Origin of the sequence: Kiloniella spongiae, assembly GCF_001026905.1 — a bacterium.
GTDB lineage: Bacteria > Pseudomonadota > Alphaproteobacteria > Kiloniellales > Kiloniellaceae > Kiloniella > Kiloniella spongiae.
Map to the genome: position 1 here is coordinate 398,494 of NZ_LAQL01000006.1, position 19,732 is coordinate 418,225.

General features: G+C 45.8%; 12 protein-coding genes. 9 read left to right on the forward strand and 3 right to left on the reverse strand.

The window, feature by feature from the left end; translation table 11 throughout:
* Window positions 1-93: 93 nt before the first annotated feature.
* Together WH96_RS10855 and WH96_RS10860 are read right to left on the reverse strand one after the other, a co-directional pair.
* The gene (locus WH96_RS10855; RefSeq protein WP_047764143.1) at window positions 94-1,548 is read right to left on the reverse strand and encodes an ATP-binding protein; all 1,455 of its coding nucleotides are present in this window, start codon (window positions 1,546-1,548) and stop codon (window positions 94-96) included.
* A 187-nt stretch (window positions 1,549-1,735) separates the two neighbouring features.
* On the reverse strand, window positions 1,736-4,027 hold the full coding sequence (locus WH96_RS10860; protein WP_047764144.1) for an NADP-dependent malic enzyme: 2,292 nt from the start codon (window positions 4,025-4,027) through the stop codon (window positions 1,736-1,738).
* Between the two features lie 522 nt (window positions 4,028-4,549).
* Here WH96_RS10860 and WH96_RS21345 point away from each other — a divergent pair.
* From WH96_RS21345 to murJ, 5 genes are all read left to right on the forward strand, one after another.
* The gene (locus WH96_RS21345) at window positions 4,550-5,980 is read left to right on the forward strand and encodes a sensor histidine kinase (RefSeq protein WP_053005841.1); all 1,431 of its coding nucleotides are present in this window, start codon (window positions 4,550-4,552) and stop codon (window positions 5,978-5,980) included.
* Between the two features lie 283 nt (window positions 5,981-6,263).
* Window positions 6,264-8,909: a DNA mismatch repair protein MutS gene (gene mutS / locus WH96_RS10875; protein ID WP_047764289.1), complete on the forward strand. Its 2,646-nt coding sequence runs from the start codon at window positions 6,264-6,266 to the stop codon at window positions 8,907-8,909.
* Window positions 8,910-8,958: 49 nt separating this feature from the next.
* A complete protein-coding gene (locus tag WH96_RS10880) occupies window positions 8,959-11,727 on the forward strand; it encodes a [protein-PII] uridylyltransferase (RefSeq protein ID WP_047764146.1) in 2,769 nt (922 codons plus the stop codon).
* Between the two features lie 58 nt (window positions 11,728-11,785).
* Window positions 11,786-12,337, forward strand: coding sequence for a PAS domain-containing protein (locus WH96_RS10885; protein ID WP_162200146.1), 552 nt, complete (start codon window positions 11,786-11,788; stop codon window positions 12,335-12,337).
* Window positions 12,338-12,522: 185 nt separating this feature from the next.
* The gene (murJ, locus tag WH96_RS10890) at window positions 12,523-14,151 is read left to right on the forward strand and encodes a murein biosynthesis integral membrane protein MurJ (RefSeq protein ID WP_047764148.1); all 1,629 of its coding nucleotides are present in this window, start codon (window positions 12,523-12,525) and stop codon (window positions 14,149-14,151) included.
* Window positions 14,152-14,245: 94 nt separating this feature from the next.
* On the opposite strand, the gene WH96_RS10895 is transcribed toward murJ, so the two are convergent.
* Window positions 14,246-14,842 carry a 2-hydroxychromene-2-carboxylate isomerase gene (locus WH96_RS10895; protein ID WP_047764149.1) on the reverse strand — a complete coding sequence of 199 codons (597 nt, stop codon included), beginning with the start codon at window positions 14,840-14,842 and terminating at the stop codon, window positions 14,246-14,248.
* A 240-nt stretch (window positions 14,843-15,082) separates the two neighbouring features.
* Here WH96_RS10895 and WH96_RS10900 point away from each other — a divergent pair, with 240 nt between their 5' ends.
* The 4 genes from WH96_RS10900 to WH96_RS10915 all read left to right on the forward strand — a co-directional run bounded on the left by WH96_RS10900 (window position 15,083) and on the right by WH96_RS10915 (window position 19,732).
* Window positions 15,083-15,853 carry a DeoR/GlpR family DNA-binding transcription regulator gene (locus WH96_RS10900; protein WP_047764150.1) on the forward strand — a complete coding sequence of 257 codons (771 nt, stop codon included), beginning with the start codon at window positions 15,083-15,085 and terminating at the stop codon, window positions 15,851-15,853.
* A 138-nt stretch (window positions 15,854-15,991) separates the two neighbouring features.
* Window positions 15,992-17,509: a glycerol-3-phosphate dehydrogenase gene (gene glpD / locus WH96_RS10905; RefSeq protein WP_047764151.1), complete on the forward strand. Its 1,518-nt coding sequence runs from the start codon at window positions 15,992-15,994 to the stop codon at window positions 17,507-17,509.
* 52 nt (window positions 17,510-17,561) lie between these two features.
* Entirely contained in the window at window positions 17,562-18,653 is a 1,092-nt protein-coding gene (locus WH96_RS10910; protein ID WP_047764152.1) for an ABC transporter ATP-binding protein, read from the forward strand.
* The gene (locus WH96_RS10915; RefSeq protein WP_047764153.1) at window positions 18,653-19,732 is read left to right on the forward strand and encodes an ABC transporter ATP-binding protein; all 1,080 of its coding nucleotides are present in this window, start codon (window positions 18,653-18,655) and stop codon (window positions 19,730-19,732) included. The genes WH96_RS10910 and WH96_RS10915 overlap by 1 nt, the downstream gene beginning before the upstream one ends.

Sequence of the window (19,732 nt, forward strand, 5' to 3'; positions counted from 1 at the left end):
CGTAGTGTAAAAAAGAAATTTCGCGAAAATGCTGAGATCTCTTTTTTGAAGGTTTTGTTAAATAGCTCGAAATTTACAAAAAGCTAACAACGTCTAGAAATTGACTTCAGTCACATCAATTCGTTTGGACTGATCATCTGTAATTGCGGCCTGTGGTAAGTAAACTGTGAAGGTTGAACCTCGTCCGACTTCACTGTCGATTGTCAGAACGCCACGGTGCCGATTGACGATATGCTTGACGATGGCAAGGCCAAGACCCGTGCCACCGAGTTCACGAGATCTTGCCGCGTCGACACGGTAAAAGCGTTCCGTCAGACGCGGAATATGTTCGCGTGGAATGCCGTCGCCTTGGTCAATGATGGATATGGCCACGGATGGGCGGCCAAGGCGTCTCATCCCCTGGCTACCGGGACCATAAGATTTGCAACGAATTGTTACTGTTGTGCCTTGGTGTCCGTATTTAACAGCGTTTTCAAGAAGGTTCTGGAATACCTGTGTCAGTGCTTCTGTATCACCAAGAACAGGGATAACATCGTCCATATCCCGTCGTATGGTAATATTTTTACTTTCAATCTGTGTGTGCAGACCCTCGATAATTGTGGTCATGGCCTCACTTAGATCAGTCACACTTGTTGGTGGTGTGTGCTCAAGCAACTCGATTTTAGACAGGGATAGCAGATCAGATACGAGGCGTGACATACGTTCTGATTGATCCTGCATGATCTTGAGGAATTTTTGCTGTGCGTCAGGGTCGTCTTTGGCCGGACCTTTGAGGGTTTCAATAAAGCCCATCAAGCTGGCCAGCGGCGTTTTGAGTTCGTGACTGACATTGGCAACAAAATCCCCTCGCATTTGTTCAACGCGTTTAGCTGATGTCAAATCGTGAAGGCTGATAATGATCTTTGTACCGTCCCATGTCTGTTCCGGCATCCGCGCAATACGGGCCTGAAGATAGCGTTCTACCCGGCCGTGGATTTTAAAGTCCACAAACTTGGAAAGATCTTTTTGACTCTTTTCCAGCTCGTCAATCGTATTGAGGATGGAAGGATTACGTAGAACAGTAGAGAGCTCTTTGTCTGCGAGTTTGTCTTCAAAGATTGTTTCAGCCGCGGGGTTGCCGCGGATAATTTTTCTTTTGTTGCCCAACATGATCAGGGGATCTGGCAAAGAACGAAGAATGGCTTCATTGCCATCAGTTACGTCTTCTAATTGACGCCTATACTGCTGCCTTTCCTGAGCCATACGAGACAAGGTCAGGTTAAGTTCCGGATAGAGGAAACTACCGACCGCTGAGGGAGCTTCAGGTAAAGAATCCCGTCCTTTGAGTTGGCGCAGAGCAGTAATGTATTCCTTTAACCGTTCGACATGATTGTAGTGACTACTGAGGATATAGCCTGTTCCGATCAGAATGACCAAGCCGGAGATCAGCGCGGCCTGCCATACAATTAAATGGAGGATGACGAGTGCAAACAGAACGGCAATAGCCGGTGACGATAAAATGAGAGACGACGTAAATAGTCGATTATATTTGTCCTGACGAACTGGCATGTTGACCCGATTGTGTTAGCAAGTAAGGCGTAAAAATACGCAATTATTTCCGCTATACTTAGCTTGCCTTCATGACAGTTTGAAGACGGTTATGAAAATCGTTGTAAAACAGTGACTTCTGTATGTACAAATCCAGAAGTCACTGTGTATTTCACAAAACCGTAACAAATATGTTCAGTTTTTCAAATCAGAGAAAAGGTTCTTCCATCTCATTTGTAATTGATTCATAAGCGCCAAGCGCTGCCATGGTCACCAGGTCGGTTACCGTTGCGCCCATGGGAACAATCTGTACCGGTTTTTCCAACCCTACCAACATCGGACCAATAACCGCCGTACTGCCACCAGCTTTTTGAATCAGCTTGGTTGTAATATTTGCGGAATGAAGCGCGGGCATGATCAAAATATTTGCGGGTCCTGTCAGGCGTGAAAAAGGGAACAGTCTTTGTTGAAGGTCAAAATCCAATGCGAGGTTGGCTTGCATTTCGCCTTCGTATTCAAAACTGACATTCATCGTATCAAGAACAGAAACCGCACGTCTGATCCGTGTAGTTGTTTCACGGGTTGGATTACCAAAGTTTGAGAAGCTCAAAAAGGCAACACGTGGTTCGTAGCCCATTGCCTGAACGTGAGAAGCTGCCTGAACGGCAATGTCAGCCAGCTGTTCAGATGTCGGAACTTCGTTCACAGATGTATCGGCGACGAAGATCGCTTTGCCATTAATGATCATCATCGACATACCCATGGCACGTTTGCCCGGTTTGCAATTGATAGCCCGCATTGCATCATCAAGAGAGACAGCAAAGCTACGGGTCAGACCTGTGACCATGGCATCTGCGATACCGTCTGTAACAAGACAGGAGGCAAAGATATTTCTGTTTTGATTAACCATACGTTGGCAATCGCGATAGAGTTTTCCTTTGCGTTGCAAACGGTTGTACACGTAATCAGTATAGCGTTCCCGGTGTTCGGAAATACTGGCATTGTGAATTTCAATAAAATCTCCACTGATGCCCAGTCGCTGCATCGTATTTTTGATGGTTTCTTCGCGTCCAACCAATAACGGTGTCCCATATCCTGAATTATAATAGGTCACTGCAGCGCGAATGGCTGATTCTTCCTCGCCTTCGGCAAAAACAACGCGTTTGGGATTACTGCGTACCTTTTGTGCTATGCGCATAAAGGTTGTTGCTGCCGGGTCTAAACGAGCAGAGAGTTCACGCTCATAGGCATCAAGATCTTCGATATTTTTACCGGCAACACCACTTTCCATTGCGGCTTCTGCAACGGCCCGCGGGATAACTGCAACAAGGCGTGGATCAAACGGAGCCGGAATAATATAATCTCGTCCGTATTTTAGCTGTCTGCCGGCATAAGCCTTGCCGACTTCATCTGGCACATCTTCCCGTGCTAATTCAGCCAATGCTTTTGCTGCAGCCACTTTCATTTCCATGTTGATACTGGATGCGCGGACATCAAGTGCTCCGCGGAAGATATATGGAAAGCCAAGAACGTTGTTAACCTGATTTGGATAGTCGGAACGACCAGTCGCAACAATCGCATCATCTCGGACTTGGGCAACATCTTCGGGGGTGATTTCAGGATCCGGGTTTGCCATTGCAAAGATGATTGGGTTTGGTGCCATGCTTTTAATCATTTCAGGGGAAAAGGCACCTTTGACTGAAAGACCAAAAACCACATCTGCGTTGCTCATGGCATCTTCGAGCGTGCGATCATCTGTTGGCACAGCGTGGGCGGATTTCCACTGATTCATCCCCGCTTCACGTCCTTGGTAAATTACGCCTTTTGTATCACAAAGCAGGATATTTTCGTGGGGAACGCCGAGCGCTTTGACGAGCTCGGTACAGGCAATACCTGCGGATCCGGCACCATTCACCACCATTTTGATTTTCTTCAGATCTTTCCCGGTGATATCAATAGCACTTAGCAAACCTGCAGCGGCAATGATAGCTGTGCCGTGCTGATCGTCATGGAAAACGGGGATGTCCAAGAGTTCCTGAAGCCGTTGTTCAATGATAAAACATTCCGGGGCTTTGATATCTTCTAAATTAATCCCGCCAAAAGTTTTTCCTAAAAAACGAACGCAGTTGACGAATTCGTCAACGTTTTCTGTATCAACTTCCAGATCAATACCATCAACATCTGCGAAACGTTTGAAGAGAACCGCCTTCCCTTCCATCACTGGCTTTGAGCCAAGTGCACCGAGGTTACCAAGGCCTAAAACGGCTGTACCGTTTGATATAACCGCAACAAGGTTTCCTTTGGCTGTGTAGTCGTAGGCCGCGGCAGGATCTTTCGCAATTTCCAGGCAGGGCACAGCAACACCAGGAGAATAAGCGAGGGACAGATCTCGTTGTGTTGTCAGGGGTTTCGTTGCTTTGATTTCTAGTTTTCCGGGACGTCCCGAGGCATGAAAGTCCAGCGCATCTGCGTCGGTGGTTCGGGAATTGTGCTTAGGCACGAGTCTGCTCTCCGCTATTAAAATAAATAAGTGTCGTCGTCAGGGTGATTTTGGTCTTCTTTTGATATGAAACAAACCTGTTTGGCAGTTCTTGAGGTTATACTGCATTGCAAAAAAGCCAATGGGAAGAGGAATTGTTCAAAAATGTCCAAAAATATCACCTTTGAACTAATTAAATTAGCGATATGCAGGTTAATTACGCAACATGCAGGGGAATTGTTTTCTCTGACGCGAATTAAGGGTAAAAGAACTAATGAAATCGCTTATTCGATAAGAGAGAGTTAAGTAATTCTGTCTTATGGTTAAGAAGATCTTCTGTTGAGTGTGTGTAGAAGAATGTTTTTAATCTTTGTTGATATATTACTTAGCGTTGGCGCGGGATATCTATGCAGACTCTGACACGGCGGCATAAAGCCCCAGTAATAGAAATAACAGAAGTAACAGAATATGTTACATTAAATCTATGTGATCGTTTATCTGGAAATTTAACCGGAAAACGGGGTTGTTTGGCGGGTTTTGTCTATGTTTAAATCTGCGAAATCAATTAATGCTAAATTACTCTATTTTATTGTACCTGCTGTCTTTATAGCTTCGATGGTTGAATCCTTTGTGGATAGCTATCTGGATTTTGAAGAAGAACAGACTATGGTCTCCGCACAATGGGAGAATCTGGCTAAAACACAAGCAAACGTTGTTTCAGGGTATCTTTGGAACTTTGATCTGGAAGCAATTGAATCCCACCTTGGTAGCCTTGTCGAGTTTTCTGAAGTTTACAGTGCCGAAGTTTACGATGAAAAAGACAACCTGATTGCGAAGAAAGAAGTCGCGGATAAAATTCTTCAATCTCACAGAAGTTATACGTTGGATATTGTCTACGAGGATCCTTTCGTTAATCGTAAAATTGGCAAATTTATCCTTGTTGTTGCCTACACGGATATATCCACCAAACTTTGGGATAGTTTCGTAGAAGAAATTCCCGAAGGTATCTTGCTGGTTTTTGGCCTTTCCGGTGTTCTTTTCTTTGCAACCCGACGCTACCTGATCAAACCAATTCAGGATTTGGGACAGGGTTTTTCTTCCTTTGATAAAAAAGAGCTTCGCCACAAAATTCCGGTTAAATCCGAAGATGAGGTTGGTGATCTCATCGAAGGGTATAACCGAATGATTGATAAGCTGGAACAGCATGAAAAACAGCAGCTTATTTATGTGCAGGGTCTGGAAGCTGCAAACCGGGCAAAGACATATTTCTTGGCGAACATGAGCCATGAACTTCGGACGCCTTTGAATGCGATTATCGGTTTTTCGGAAATGATCAAGTACGAGATGCTGGGAAAGATTCATGAGCCCCGCTATAAGGCTTACGCAGAAGATATCTACAGTAGTGGTTCGCTATTATTGGAAATTATCAATGACATTCTCGACATGTCAAAAATCGAAGCGGGTGAATTAAACCTGGTAGAAGAGGTTGTCGATATCAACGAAGCGGCATCGGCTTGTCTGAAGATCGTAAATAATCGTGCAGAGCGAAACCATATAACGCTTAAATCCGATATTAGTCCTGATTGCCCCTATCTGCTTGGGGATAATACCCGATTACGCCAGTTGTTATTGAATCTACTTAGTAATGCAGTGAAATTTACCCCTGAGGGCGGGGAGATTTTGCTTTCGGCTTGGTTGAATGAGAAAACACAAATTGTCATTTCTGTCGAAGATAACGGTATTGGTATTCCAGAAGAAAAAGTTCAGGAAGTTCTTAAGCCGTTTATCCAGGTGGACAGTCATCTGACAAGGCAACATGAAGGTACAGGGCTGGGACTTCCTCTCTCTAAAACCTTGATGGAATTGCACGAAGGCGAGCTTATTCTGGAAAGTAAGTTTGATAAGGGGACAAAAGTAACCTTGATCTTCCCTCCAAAGCGCACTGATCTAAGTATTAAGAAGCAAGCAAACTAACGTATTAACGGCTCTGAAATTTTAAACGTTAAAATAAGGTAAGCATTCTTTGCTCTGCAAGGTGAGTGTGCTACTTTCCCCACCCTGTTTCACTTTTTTAGAGTATTGCTTTTCTGTGACTGAAATAACAACGACCACACATTGCGACCAAAACGAAGAAACTTCAAACTCTGTGCCCACTGGTCGTGCAGAAAGCAAAAAAACGGATCAATCGACACCGGATCAACCAATATCATCAGGAAAAGTTGCATCAAAAGCCAAACCTGCTGACAAAGTGACGCCAATGATGGCGCAATATCTTGAGATTAAAGAAGATCATCCGGATTCTTTGTTGTTTTACCGTATGGGTGATTTTTACGAACTTTTCTTTGACGATGCAGTACAAGCTTCAGAAGCTCTGGATATTACTCTGACCAAGAGAGGTCACCACAAGGGAGATGATATCCCCATGTGTGGTGTTCCTTTTCATGCGGCAGAGGGTTATTTATCACGTTTGATTCGCAAGGGCTTTAAGGTTGCGATTTGCGAGCAAATGGAAAATCCGGCTGAAGCAAAAAAGCGCGGTGCAAAATCTGTTGTGAAACGGGGTGTTGTCCGCTTGGTCACACCGGGAACGATTACGGAAGATGAACTGCTTGATGCGCGGAGTCATAACTATCTAGCAGCTCTAACCGATGCAGCTGGCGATTATGGTCTTTCCTGGTTGGATATGTCCACTGGCGATTTCTATACTCAACCGTTGGAAGTTTCTGAAAAGAACATAAACGGTGTTCTTCTAGCGGCTTTGGCACGGCTTAATCCCGGTGAACTTTTATTGCCAGAGCGGTTGTTCTTGCGAGAAGAGCTTGCTGATGTGGTTAGTGAATGGCGGTCTGTTTTATCACCGCTGCCATCATCGAGATTTGACAGTGAAAATGCGCGCCGTCGTTTGGAAAATGTATTCTCGATCAAGGCACTTGATGCTTTTGGAGAGTTTTCTCGTGCTGAAGTAGCTGCTTCAGGCTCTTTGCTTGATTATGTAGAACTCACTCAAAAGGGAAAACTTCCCCGTTTGTCGTCTCCGAAGCGGGTTCGCAGCGATGCGGTTATGGAAATTGATGCGGCAACCCGACGTAATCTGGAATTAACCCAGGCTTTGACGGGGGGACGCAAGGGCAGTCTGCTTGCAACTATTGATCGAACGGTCACAGGTGCTGGTGCTAGATTGCTGGGATCCCGAATTGCGGCACCTTTAACGCAGCCCGAAGCTATTTATCATCGCCTGAACATGGTGTCATGGTTTGTTGAGGAAGACGGACTTCGCCAAGATTTGCGCGCAAGCTTGCGCCAGTGTCCGGATATTGAACGCGGTTTGTCCCGCCTAACCGTTGGACGTGGGGGTCCACGTGATGTCGCCGGTATCCGGGATGCGTTGTATGAAGCCAGAAAATTAAAGGCAATGCTGGGGGGCATACAACGGGATAGCCTTCCAGAAGGTATTAAAAATTGTATTGAGAATTTGGGCGATCACCAAGAACTTTGTGATGTGCTCCAACGTGCTTTGTTGGACGATTTACCTTTGCTCGCACGAGATGGCGGCTTTATCGCTTCAGGTTTTTCGCCTGATTTGGATGAGTACAAGCAACTGCGTGATGACAGTCGTAAACTTATTGCCGGTCTTCAGGCACGGTATGCTGAGGTTACCGGTGTTAATAGCCTGAAGGTCAAACACAACAACGTTCTTGGTTATTTCATCGAAGTCAGTCCGACAAACGCATCTAAAGTTAATACCGATGTTGAATCAGAATTTATTCATCGTCAGACCCTTGCTTCTGCCATGCGCTTTACGACAGTCGAACTTTCTGATCTTGAGCAAAAAATTTCAGGGGCAGCGGGCAAGGCTTTGGCTATAGAGTTGGAACTCTATGGTGATCTGGTTGCCAAGGTTGTACAACAAGCTGATGAGATTGCTTTGGCGGCGCGCACCCTTGCGGAATTGGACGTCAACGCGGCCTTGGCAGAACTGGCGGTTAGCGAACGCTGGAACCGTCCCAAAGTTGACGGAAGCTTGGCGTTTGACGTTATTGGCGGACGCCATCCTGTTGTGGAAGCTGCCTTGTCTAAAACATCCGAAGGCCCCTTTGTCGCGAATAACTGTACGCTGGAAGATCAACAACGTTTGTGGTTAATTACCGGACCTAACATGGCTGGTAAATCCACCTTCCTTCGGCAGAATGCCTTGATTGCCGTTTTGGCTCAGATGGGATCTTTTGTACCGGCGGAAGCTGCACATATAGGATCTATCGATAGGTTGTTCAGTCGCGTTGGAGCTGCGGATGATCTGGCTCGTGGGCGATCTACCTTTATGGTCGAGATGGTGGAAACAGCCGTCATTCTCAATCAATCGACGGAACGGTCGCTGGTTATTCTGGATGAGATCGGGCGCGGTACAGCGACATATGATGGCCTTTCTATTGCGTGGGCCTGTGTTGAACATCTTCACGAGACCAATAAATCCCGTGCCTTGTTTGCAACCCATTACCACGAACTGACCAGCTTAACATCGAAGCTGAAATCGCTTTCCTGCCATTCCATGAGGGTTAAGGAATGGAAGGGCGAAGTGGTTTTTCTGCACGAAGTTACAAATGGGACTGCTGATCGTTCCTATGGTATTCATGTGGCAAAATTGGCGGGTCTTCCTGTTGCAGCGGTAACCCGTGCCGAGCAAGTTCTGGAGACTTTGGAAAAAGATGGACAAGCAGGGAATCTGACTCACCTTGCCGAAGATCTTCCATTATTTGCGAGTTTACCAACAACAACTGCAGAAGTTGAAATCAATCAAGGTGGTTCTGTGGTTGATCAACGCTTAAGTGAAGTGAATGTGGATGATCTAACACCGCGGCAAGCTCTGGACTTGCTGTATGAACTCAAAGCTACCAGTGAAGACTAAGCCTTTACGAGTCTAGAAAATCGATACACGTTTTAAGAAGCAGGACGGCATGCCGATAACATCTCTCGACTATGCATATCATCAGGACGTAAAGAACAAGGTCGCTATTTTTCCTGCTTCGAAGATTGAAGCTGCGATTGCTGAAATTTGTGCCGCAGATGATAAGGGGCAGATTAAACGCAACAAGGTGCTCGCGCTTTTACGTGACGCTTTGCAAGAGGGACATGCGGAAGTTCGCCGGCGGTTTGATAAAAAATCTTCTGGAACAATGGTTGTGCGCGCGAACTGTTTTCTGGTCGATCAAATTCTGAAACTCGTTTTCAAATTTGTTGATGAAGAACTGTATCCTATTGGGTCGCGCTCTAAAGGTGAGACCTTTACTGTTGTTGCTGTGGGCGGCTATGGCAGGGGAGAACTGGCACCCCAATCTGATGTCGATTTATTGTTTCTGCTGCCATACAAAAGTGTGCCGAGAACAGAGCAAGTGGTTGAGGCCATGCTCTATTTTCTATGGGATCTCAATTTCAAGGTCGGTCATTCGGTTCGAAGTGTGAAAGAATGCATTCGGAGTTCACTCTCTGATCTAACGATTAATACAGCCATTCTTGAGGCTCGCTATCTCTGTGGGGATGATGCACTTTATACCAAACTGAGAAAAACTTATGACCGTGTTGTCCGTTCTGGCCACGGGGCAGAATTTATTGAACAAAAGCTCAACGAACGGAGTGAGCGCCACAAAAAGGTAGGCGGATCTCGTTATACGCTGGAGCCAAATATCAAAGAAGGTAAAGGCGGGTTGAGAGATCTGCACACCCTGTTCTGGATTGCCAAATTTATCTATCAGGTTGATGATATCTCTAGCTTGGTTGAACGGGGGATTTTCACGCGGCAGGAGGTTCGGCAATTTGCTAAGGCACAGGCATTCTTATGGTCTTTGCGTTGCGCACTACATTATCTGACCAATAGACCTGAAGAGCGTTTGACATTTGATGTGCAGCGCGATTTGGCAGACTGGATGCACTATACTGATCACGCTGGAACCAAAGGCGTTGAGAGGATGATGAAGCATTACTTTATCGTCGCAAAAGAGGTTGGAGGTCTAACACGTATTTTCTGTGCAACTCTGGAAGCTGAACACAATCGTAGATCGGGTTTCCGTCTTCCTCTTCCTTTCCTTAAGCGTAAACGTTCTATCGAAAAGTTTCGTTTGGAGGGTGATCGCCTGACTTTTCACAAGGATGATTCTATCGCAGTGAATCCTGTGGAAATGTTACGCATATTCCATGTGGCACAAAAGCACGATTTAGATATACATCCCGCAGCACTACGCAAAATTACCCAATCCTTGCGATTTATTAAAAGAGGAGTCCGTCAGGACGAAGCTGCCAGCCGTTTGTTTCTGAATATTCTGACCTCGCCCAAAGATCCGGAAAAAGCATTGCGTCGATTAAATGAGTCCGGTGTTTTAGGTCGCTTTGTGCCTGATTTTGGACGTGTCGTCGCCTTGATGCAGTTCAATATGTACCATCACTATACCGTAGATGAACATACTTTGTTTGCCGTGGGTATTTTGCATCAGATTGAAAAGGGAACACTCAAAAAAGAAGCACCAATTGCCAGTGAGGTCGTTCACAAAATTCTGTCACGCAAGGTGCTGTATGTTGCCGTGTTCCTGCACGATATAGCCAAGGGACGACCCGGGGATCATTCCATTGAAGGGGCTAAAATAGCACAGAGAATTTGCCCTCGTATGGGACTAACACCCGAAGAAACCGAGACGGTTTCATGGCTGATTCGCTATCACCTGACCATGAGTGAGACAGCTTTCTCTAGGGATATTGATGATCCCAAAACTATTCAGGATTTTTCCGAAATTGTTCAATCTCCTGAACGTTTGAGACTGTTGCTGGTCTTGACTGTCGCAGATATTCGGGCGGTTGGACCTAATGTCTGGAATGCATGGAAAGCTGCTTTGCTGCGTGATCTCTATTGGCGTACGGAAGAGCTTCTTTCTGGGGGGCTGGCTGCCGAAGGTCAAGAGCGCAGAATTCAGGTTGCCTGGGAAGTTCTGACAAAAGAATTGTCACACTGGCCCGCACAGGATGTTGCAAAACATCTAGAACTTGGAACTGTTTCCTATTGGATTTCAACAGATACAGAAACGCAAAAGCGTCGTGCAGAGCTAATTCGCAAGGCCGAGACTGATAAATCGTATTACACATCCGAAGTACGGGTTGATACTTATCGTCAGATCACTGAAGTCACGATTTATGCGGCTGATCACCCCGGTCTATTTAGCCGGGTTGCGGGCGCGTTGGCTGTATCGGGAGCATCGATTGAAGGGGCAACCATTCATACCCTGAAAAACGGGATGGCTTTGGATAGCTTTTATATTGCCGATGCACAGACCAAGGCGGTGATTAATGATCCTGAGCGACTTGCAAAACTGGAAACAGCCATTGAAAAATCTTTGACGGGTGAATTAAAGGTCGCAAAGTTGCTTAAAAACCTGCCGACCAGATTGCCGAGCAGAGTACACAAGGCACTGAAGGTTAAACCGCGTGTTCTGGTTGATAACAAAGCGAGTGAAAGCTACACGGTTTTGGAGATCAATGGGCAGGACCGCCCGGGACTTCTTTACTTTCTGACACAAGCACTTACCAAGCTGGGGTTATTGGTCCATTCGGCCAGAATTGCGACGTATGGCGTTCGCGCTGTTGATGTTTTCTATGTCCAATCTGCGTTAGGTGATAAGGTTTCCTCTGAGCAAAAGGTTAAAAATATCCAGAAGAAGTTGCTGGAAGTGCTCAATGCTTGATTAACTCTCTGTAGGGTAAACTCTGTTACAGAAGTTAGTTTTTCTGTGGATTATGTTTATGAAGTCTGTTTCATCACTGAGTTTTACCAGCCCTCGTTGTCAGCGCTTGCATGATTACTGGTGGGAGCTGAAATATTCCAATGGTCAAACAGTGCCAAGGAAAAGTGATTTCAATCCAGCGGCGATTAAAAATATTTTATCACACATTTTAATGCATGATTTGAGTACTCCAGGAAAATCGATCCTCAGGCTTGCTGGTACGGGGATTGCGGATCGGCTGGGGTTTGACCCGACAGGACGCGATTATGTCGAGTTTGTTGGGAAAGATCGAAAATCGGATGCCTATAATGAATTGTACAAAGTCGCTTCTTTTCCCTGTGGTATGAGGGTAATTTTAGAAGGGTACTACGAATCAGGTTTGGTCCATGTTTCTGAATCTGTCGGATATCCGCTTTCGTCTGATAAGGGTGATTATCATTTCCTAGTCTTTATTGATGATGTTATTGAAAAGATTGAATGGCATCAAAGAGATGACAAACAACTGTATTATAATAAGGTCAGACAGCGAGATTATATTGATATTGGCTTTGGAACGCCGCTTCTGGATTAACGTTCAATTAAAACGAAGTTTGCGCTTACCCCCTTTTCACAGTTGTTACAGGACAAAGGTTCATTTCCTTGTTAAATCATTTTCTTCCAAAACACATAGGCATCCTCTACAAAGGGTGCTGACTTGGGGGGAAGTTTTGGTAAAGACGAGAAACTCCCTTTGTGAGTTTTAAGCGGAGTATCTGAATGTCTTTGGTTCGTAATCTAGCAACAGTAAGCGGTTTTACCGGGTTGAGCCGTATCCTTGGGTTTGTGCGCGATATTCTTGTCGCCGCGTTCTTGGGTGCTGGACCGATTGCTGATGCCTTCTTTGTTGCCTTTAGGCTCCCGAATTTATTCCGTCGCTTGTTTGCAGAAGGGGCTTTTAATGCTGCTTTTGTCCCTTTGTATGCCGGAAAGGTCGAGGCCGAAGGTCAGGGTGCTGCCCAGACATTCGCTGAACAAACGCACGCTGTAATGTTTACATTTATGTTGTTGTTGACCTTTGGGGCTATGGTATCAATGCCCTGGGTTACCTATGCGCTTGCACCAGGTTTTGAAGACTGGGCACTAAAAATTTCAACACAAGAAGCTATCAATCTTAAGCCAGAGGGACTTGATCAAGCGCTTGCAATCCCCGGTGAGTTTATCTCAAAGCTGACCTACGCTGAACAGCTTAATATGATCACCTTTCCTTATCTGTTTTTTATGGTCATTGTTGCACTGTTCTCAGGTATGTTGAACTCGTTAGGTCGTTTTGCTGCTGCTGCTGCTGCACCTATTCTACTCAATGTATTTTTTATTATTACTTTGGTTCTTATTGTTCCGCGGGTACCTGATCCGGGCCAAGCTATGGCTTGGACCGTGGCAACTGCAGGGTTTGGTCAGATGCTTTTGTTATATATTGCACTGAAGCGGGCTGGTTTGAATATGAGAATGCGGTTGCCGAGGATGTCGAGCGATGTAAAGACATTGACGCGACGTATGGTTCCCGGTGTTCTTTCTGCCGGTGCAATGCAGATTAACGTTGTTATCGGTACGATGATTTCGACCTTTCAGGAAGCTGGCGTTTCTTTTCTTTATTACGCCGAGCGTGTTTACCAACTGCCATTGGGGATGATTGGCATTGCCTTTGGTGTCGTTCTTTTGCCGGAATTGGCGCGAAAATTAAAAGCCGATGATCAGCAAGGGGCTATGAATAGTATGAACCGGGGGATGGAAATGGCTTTGTTGCTAACGCTCCCTGCAACCATTGCCTTGATTATCATACCTTGGCCTATTGTTGTGACGTTGTTCGAACGTGGATTGTTTAGCCGTGAAACAAGCGATGCAACGGCGATTGCTCTTATGGCTTATGCGGCGGGGCTTCCGGCTTATGTGCTTGTAAAAATCTTGCAACCTGCTTTTTATGCGCGAGAAGACACCGTAACACCGTTCCGTTTGGCGCTGGTATCTATTATTATAAATATAGCCCTTAGCTTGATACTTTTTCAGTTCATTCAATATGTTGGAATTGCTTTGGCGACGGCTATTTCATCCTGGGTGAATGTTTTGATGCTCTGGATTGTGCTGGTGCGTAAGGACCATTTGACCCTTGATGGGCGGTTTATTTCCAGGCTGCCAAAGATACTGGCCTCATCGGTGGTCATGGGCGGTGTTTTATGGTCGGGAATGCGTTGGTTGCGTCCGTGGTTCGATGGTGAGCTTTATGAGAAAGTAGCCGCGCTTTCAGCGCTGATTGGCGCCGGACTGATTGTCTATGGGTTGTTATCACTGTTACTAGGGGCGGTACGTCCTGCTGATTTTTCAGCAATGTTCCGGCGTGGCAAAGCTTGAAGCGTGAGAGGTGTATAGTGGAATGGTGAAAGACATTATACTTATCTTTCACCATTAATGCGTTATGCCTGTAATTAGTTCGTCTGCAAGGTTGTTATTCTGACAGGGCCTTATCCAAAAAATCTATACGATCCTGACCCCAGAAATTTTCACCGTTATAGATATAGGTCGGAGACCCAAAGACATCTCTCTCATGGGCTTCTTGAGTCGTTTTGCTATAAGTCTGAGCCATAGCATCACTTTTTGCTTGGGCCATGAGGGTGTCGGAAGCAAACCCACATTCACGGGCAATATCTGCCAACGTGTTTTCATCAGCGATATTTCTATCCTGTGCCCATACGGCTGTTAGAATTGCGTCACTGAAAGGTCCGGCATTTCCACCAGCTTCCTGAATTGCGTAAACCATTTGTGCGGCAAGGGTTTGATCAGCGGGCCAAAAGGCGGGTTCAAAATTCATGGGGATATCCAAATGTTTGGACCAGCGTTTTAATTCGATCATTCTGTGCTTTATGCGTGATGGATGCCGTTTGCTCGGGTGCGTGCCACCCATATTATCAAAGGTGTCCATAACAGATATGGGTTTGTAATTCACGATGGCACCGTGTTTGGCAACGACGCTGTTGAAATGTTTTATGCCGAGATAACTCCAGGGTGAGAGGAGAAAATGATAGTAATCGATAACTTTGGTCATTGTTCTATCCTGTTAAGTGAAATGATCGGAGTATGTTGGCGCTACAGATAAGAAGTTTAAAAACTCTTTTCGTCCAATCATCTTTCTGTGAAACGGGAAGTTATAGGTTCAATTAAGGAGGATTTTAAATAAAATAGTTTCGGTTTTCGAAAAACGAAGCCTTTCTGCTTTCGTTTTTTGCAGAGTCATTTTAAACTGTTCTCAACATAAAATAAGAATATGAGTTCAGGGGAATTTAAAATGGACACTCTCAATCCCAGACAGCGCGAAATTGTTGGTCTTGCACGGGAAGAAGGGCGTGTTTTAGTCGAAGAACTTGCTACCCGTTTCGAGGTATCGCTTCAGACCATACGCAAAGATCTTAATGAAATATGTGCGCGGGCCATCCTTAAAAGAATCCATGGTGGGGCTGTCTTTGCGGCAGGTGTCGAAAATTTGCGATATGACGCTCGACGTATGATCGCGAAGGATGAAAAGAGAGGTATTGGTGCAGCAGCGGCTGATTTGGTGCCAGATAATTGTTCTCTTTTTATTAATATCGGCACAACGACAGAAGAAGTCGCTCAGTGCTTGTTAAGCAAGAAGGATTTGCTTGTTATTACCAACAATATCAATGTTGCCAATATATTACGTCCGGCGCCTTCTATTGATGTTATTATTGCCGGTGGAATGGTTCGTCGTTCAGACGGAGGTGTTGTGGGAGAAACCGCAGTTGATTTTATTAAACAATTCAAGGTGGATTTTGCCATTATCGGGACTTCGGCGGTAGATGAAGACGGATCTTTGTTGGACTTCGATCTACGTGAAGCGAAAGTCGCGCAGGCCATAATTGACAATGCTCACCACGTCATTTTGTGTGCGGATAAAATGAAACTAAAACGAACCGCCCCTGTTCGTGTGGCAGAATTTGATCAAATCAATACTTTTGTAACAGACAACCTTGAATCCGAAAACCTGAGAAAAATCTGTAGGGATAGCGGTGTTCGTCTCATTGAATCTGAGTTGTCATAAAAATGTAATAAAAATTTTCGCTTGCGAACCTTGAAATCTTCGAATAGCGTGCAAAACGAAACCAAAAGGAAACTCATTTCGAAAGATTCGAAATAATACAGTGCAGCTTATCGGCTAACGCTGTGTCGGGGAGGTATTGTGAGCGGTCAGACTTATGATCTGGTCATCGTTGGTGGTGGCGTTAATGGATGCGGTATTGCAAGAGATGCTGCAGGTCGTGGGCTCTCGGTATGCGTCGTAGAGCAAAGCGATTTGGCGCAGGCAACCAGTTCTGCGAGTACCAAGCTTATCCATGGCGGATTACGATATCTCGAACATTATGAGTTTCGTCTTGTTCGGGAAGCTTTGATCGAACGCGAAACTCTTTGGGCGATGGCGCCGCACATTATCTGGCCGCTTCGTTTTGTTTTACCGCACAATAAGTCTCAGCGTCCTGGTTGGCTTATTCGTATTGGTCTTTTCCTGTATGACAACCTTGGTGGACGTAAAAAACTGCCTGCCAGTCACGGATTAAATTTGAAGACAGATGAAGCTGGTTCTCCGTTGAAAGAGGGCTTTGCCAAGGGCTTTGAATACTCAGACTGTTGGGTTGATGATGCGCGTTTGGTTGCTCTTAACGCGATTGATGCTCGAGATAAAGGTGCAGACATTCATTGTCGTACCCGCTGTGTTGATGCCAAAGTCAAAGATGGGATCTGGAATCTTACCTGTGAAAACACTAGTGATGGTAAGGAACATGTGATCAAGGGTAAGGTTCTGGTAAATGCCTCTGGTCCATGGGTATCCAAGTTCCTGAATGAAGGAATGGAAAGTTCTTCTCATCATTCAATCAGAATGGTCAAGGGCAGCCATATTGTGGTTCCGAAGCTGTTTGACCATGATCGTTGCTATATTTTCCAGAACGATGACAAGCGTATTGTTTTCGCTATTCCTTATGAAAAAGATTTCACGCTGATTGGAACCACTGATGAAGATTTTCAGGGTGATCCTGCCGACGTTAAAATTTCTCAGGACGAGATTGAATATCTTTGTCGCCTGTCCAACAGCTATTTTAAAACGTCAATTTCTTCAAATCAGGTTGTTCATACCTATTCTGGTGTTCGTCCGCTTTATGATGACGGCGCAAGCCAGGCTCAGGAAGCAACGCGCGATTATGTCCTGAAGGTTGATGAGCTTGATGGCGCCCCTGCGTTGAATATTTTTGGTGGTAAAATTACCACCTATCGCCGTCTTGCAGAACACGCAATTGAAAAACTTGCTGGATTTTTTCCTGAAATTGGAGGAGCTTGGACTCAGGGCGCTACCCTTCCCGGGGGCGACTTCCCTTGTGAGCAGGCAACTGAACAAGTTTCTAAACTACTAAAAAAATATCCGTTTATAACAAAAAGCCATGCGGAGCGTTTGATACGGAGTTACGGAACTCGCTATTCGCTTTTACTTGGCAATGCAACGTCGCTAGAGGATTTAGGTCAGAATTTCGGAGCTGACCTTTATGAAGCGGAAGTACGCTATCTGATGATCCACGAATGGGCGCAGAAAGCGGACGATGTACTGTGGCGTCGAAGCAAACTAGGACTGAGAATCAAGGGAGCAGATAAGGAAGCACTATCTGAATGGATGGCGCTGAATATTAAAAAACTGGCAAAAGCCAGCTAAACAAAAATAGAAAAACAAAACCAACTTTTAAGTTGAGTTTCGTGGGGTTGAAATGACGTTATCTCTAGAGAATATCTGGAGGACGGTCGGAGACGAAGTACACATAGCTGGGGCAAACCTTAGCTTGGAACGTGGTACGCTTAACACTCTTCTTGGACCGACTCTTTCGGGTAAAACCAGTTTGATGCGGCTTATGGCCGGCTTGGACAAGCCGACCAAGGGACGTATTTCCTTTGATGGTATCGATGTAACAGGCGTTCGGGTTCAAGATCGCAATGTTGCTATGGTTTATCAGCAGTTCATTAACTATCCGGCATTGACCGTATACGAGAACATTGCATCTCCGTTACGCATTGCCCGCGCTCCGGCTGACGAGATTGATCGTAAAGTTCGTGAAGCAGCAGCGATGATGAAGCTGGAGCCGATGTTGGATCGAACACCGCTTGAGCTTTCTGGTGGTCAGCAACAACGTACAGCCTTGGCGCGTGCCATGGTTAAAGGCGCTGATCTTGTACTGTTGGATGAGCCACTGGCAAACCTGGATTATAAGTTGCGTGAAGAGCTTCGCGAAGAGTTGCCACGGGTTTTTGCGGAAACAGGGGCAATCTTTGTCTATGCGACAACCGAGCCGACAGAGGCGCTGTTATTGGGGGGTAATACGGCGACGCTGCACGAAGGTCGGATTACACAGTTCGGATCTACTATTGATATCTATCGCAATCCGGGCGACCTGTTAACGGCTGATGTCTTCTCTGACCCTCCGATTAACACCTTGCCTGTCACTGTTAAGGGCGGGGTGGTGAGCCACGGTGAGAAATTCTCAGCGCAAGCAACTGGTGTGTTGTCTCAAGTTGGGGATGGTGATTACACGCTGGGTTTTCGTCCAAATCACCTGCATATCAATAGTGATCCAAGCATGATCTCGTTTAAGACCAAGGTTGCAGTTACAGAGATCACTGGGTCTGAGAGTTTTGTACATGTGGATTTCGCAGACCAGCGTTGGGTGAGCCTTACACACGGGGTACAGGAAATTGAAATCGATAGTGATATCGACGTTTATCTGGAACCGTCCAAGTGTTTTGTTTTTGATACCAATGGCAAGCTGGTTGCGGGCCCCTGGGGTACAGCTGGGGAGCAAGCATAATGGCGAAGATTGAACTGAATGGCTTGGCGCATTCCTATATGCCGCATATCCAAGAGCCACAGGATTTTGCGCTTAAAGAGCTTAATCATGTGTGGGAAGATGGCGGGGCCTATGCGCTGCTTGGCCCATCTGGCTGTGGTAAAACAACACTTCTGAATATTATTTCTGGCTTGTTAAAGCCGACGCATGGTGAAATTCTCTTTGACGGAGAAGCTGTTACCAATAAAGCAACTGAAGGCCGTAATATTGCACAGGTTTTCCAGTTCCCTGTGGTTTATGACACCATGACTGTCTATGACAATCTGGCTTTCCCGCTTCGCAATCGCGGTGTCGGCGCCAGTGAAGTTGACGGTCGCGTTCGTGAAATCGCTGAACTTCTGGAAATGAGCGATAGCCTGAAGCGTAAAGCCAGCGGTCTTACGGCAGATGCCAAACAAAAAATTTCTCTGGGGCGTGGCCTGGTTCGCGCTGATGTATCAGCGATCCTGTTTGATGAGCCATTAACCGTTATTGATCCTCATTTAAAGTGGCAATTGCGCTCTCAGCTTAAACATCTACACAAACGCTTTAACTACACAATGGTGTACGTAACACATGACCAGACGGAAGCTCTGACCTTCGCTGACAAAGTGGTTGTTATGTACGATGGTGCTGTTGTTCAGATGGGAACGCCGGAAGAGTTATTCGAGCGTCCAAAGCACACATTTGTGGGTTACTTTATTGGTTCACCGGGCATGAACGTAGTGCCGTGCCATATTGATGGCAAGCAGGCAATGGTCGCTGGCCATGCTTTTGCCATGGAACAGGGCCTGAGTAATATTCCTGCGGGTGCTTCATTGGAAGTTGGCATTCGTCCTGAATTCCTGTCGCTAACGCGTGAAGGATCTGGGCCGACGGTTTCTATTCAAAAGGTCGAAGACCTTGGCCGATTTAAGGTCGCAAGTGTTCGCCTCGAAGATCACGAGTTTAAAGTGATGGTCAACGAAGAAGATGACGTTCCTACTGATGGTGCGCGTCTAGTTGTCGATCCAACGCATGTGAATCTTTATGCCAACAGTCATTTGGTAGAGGAGGCTTGA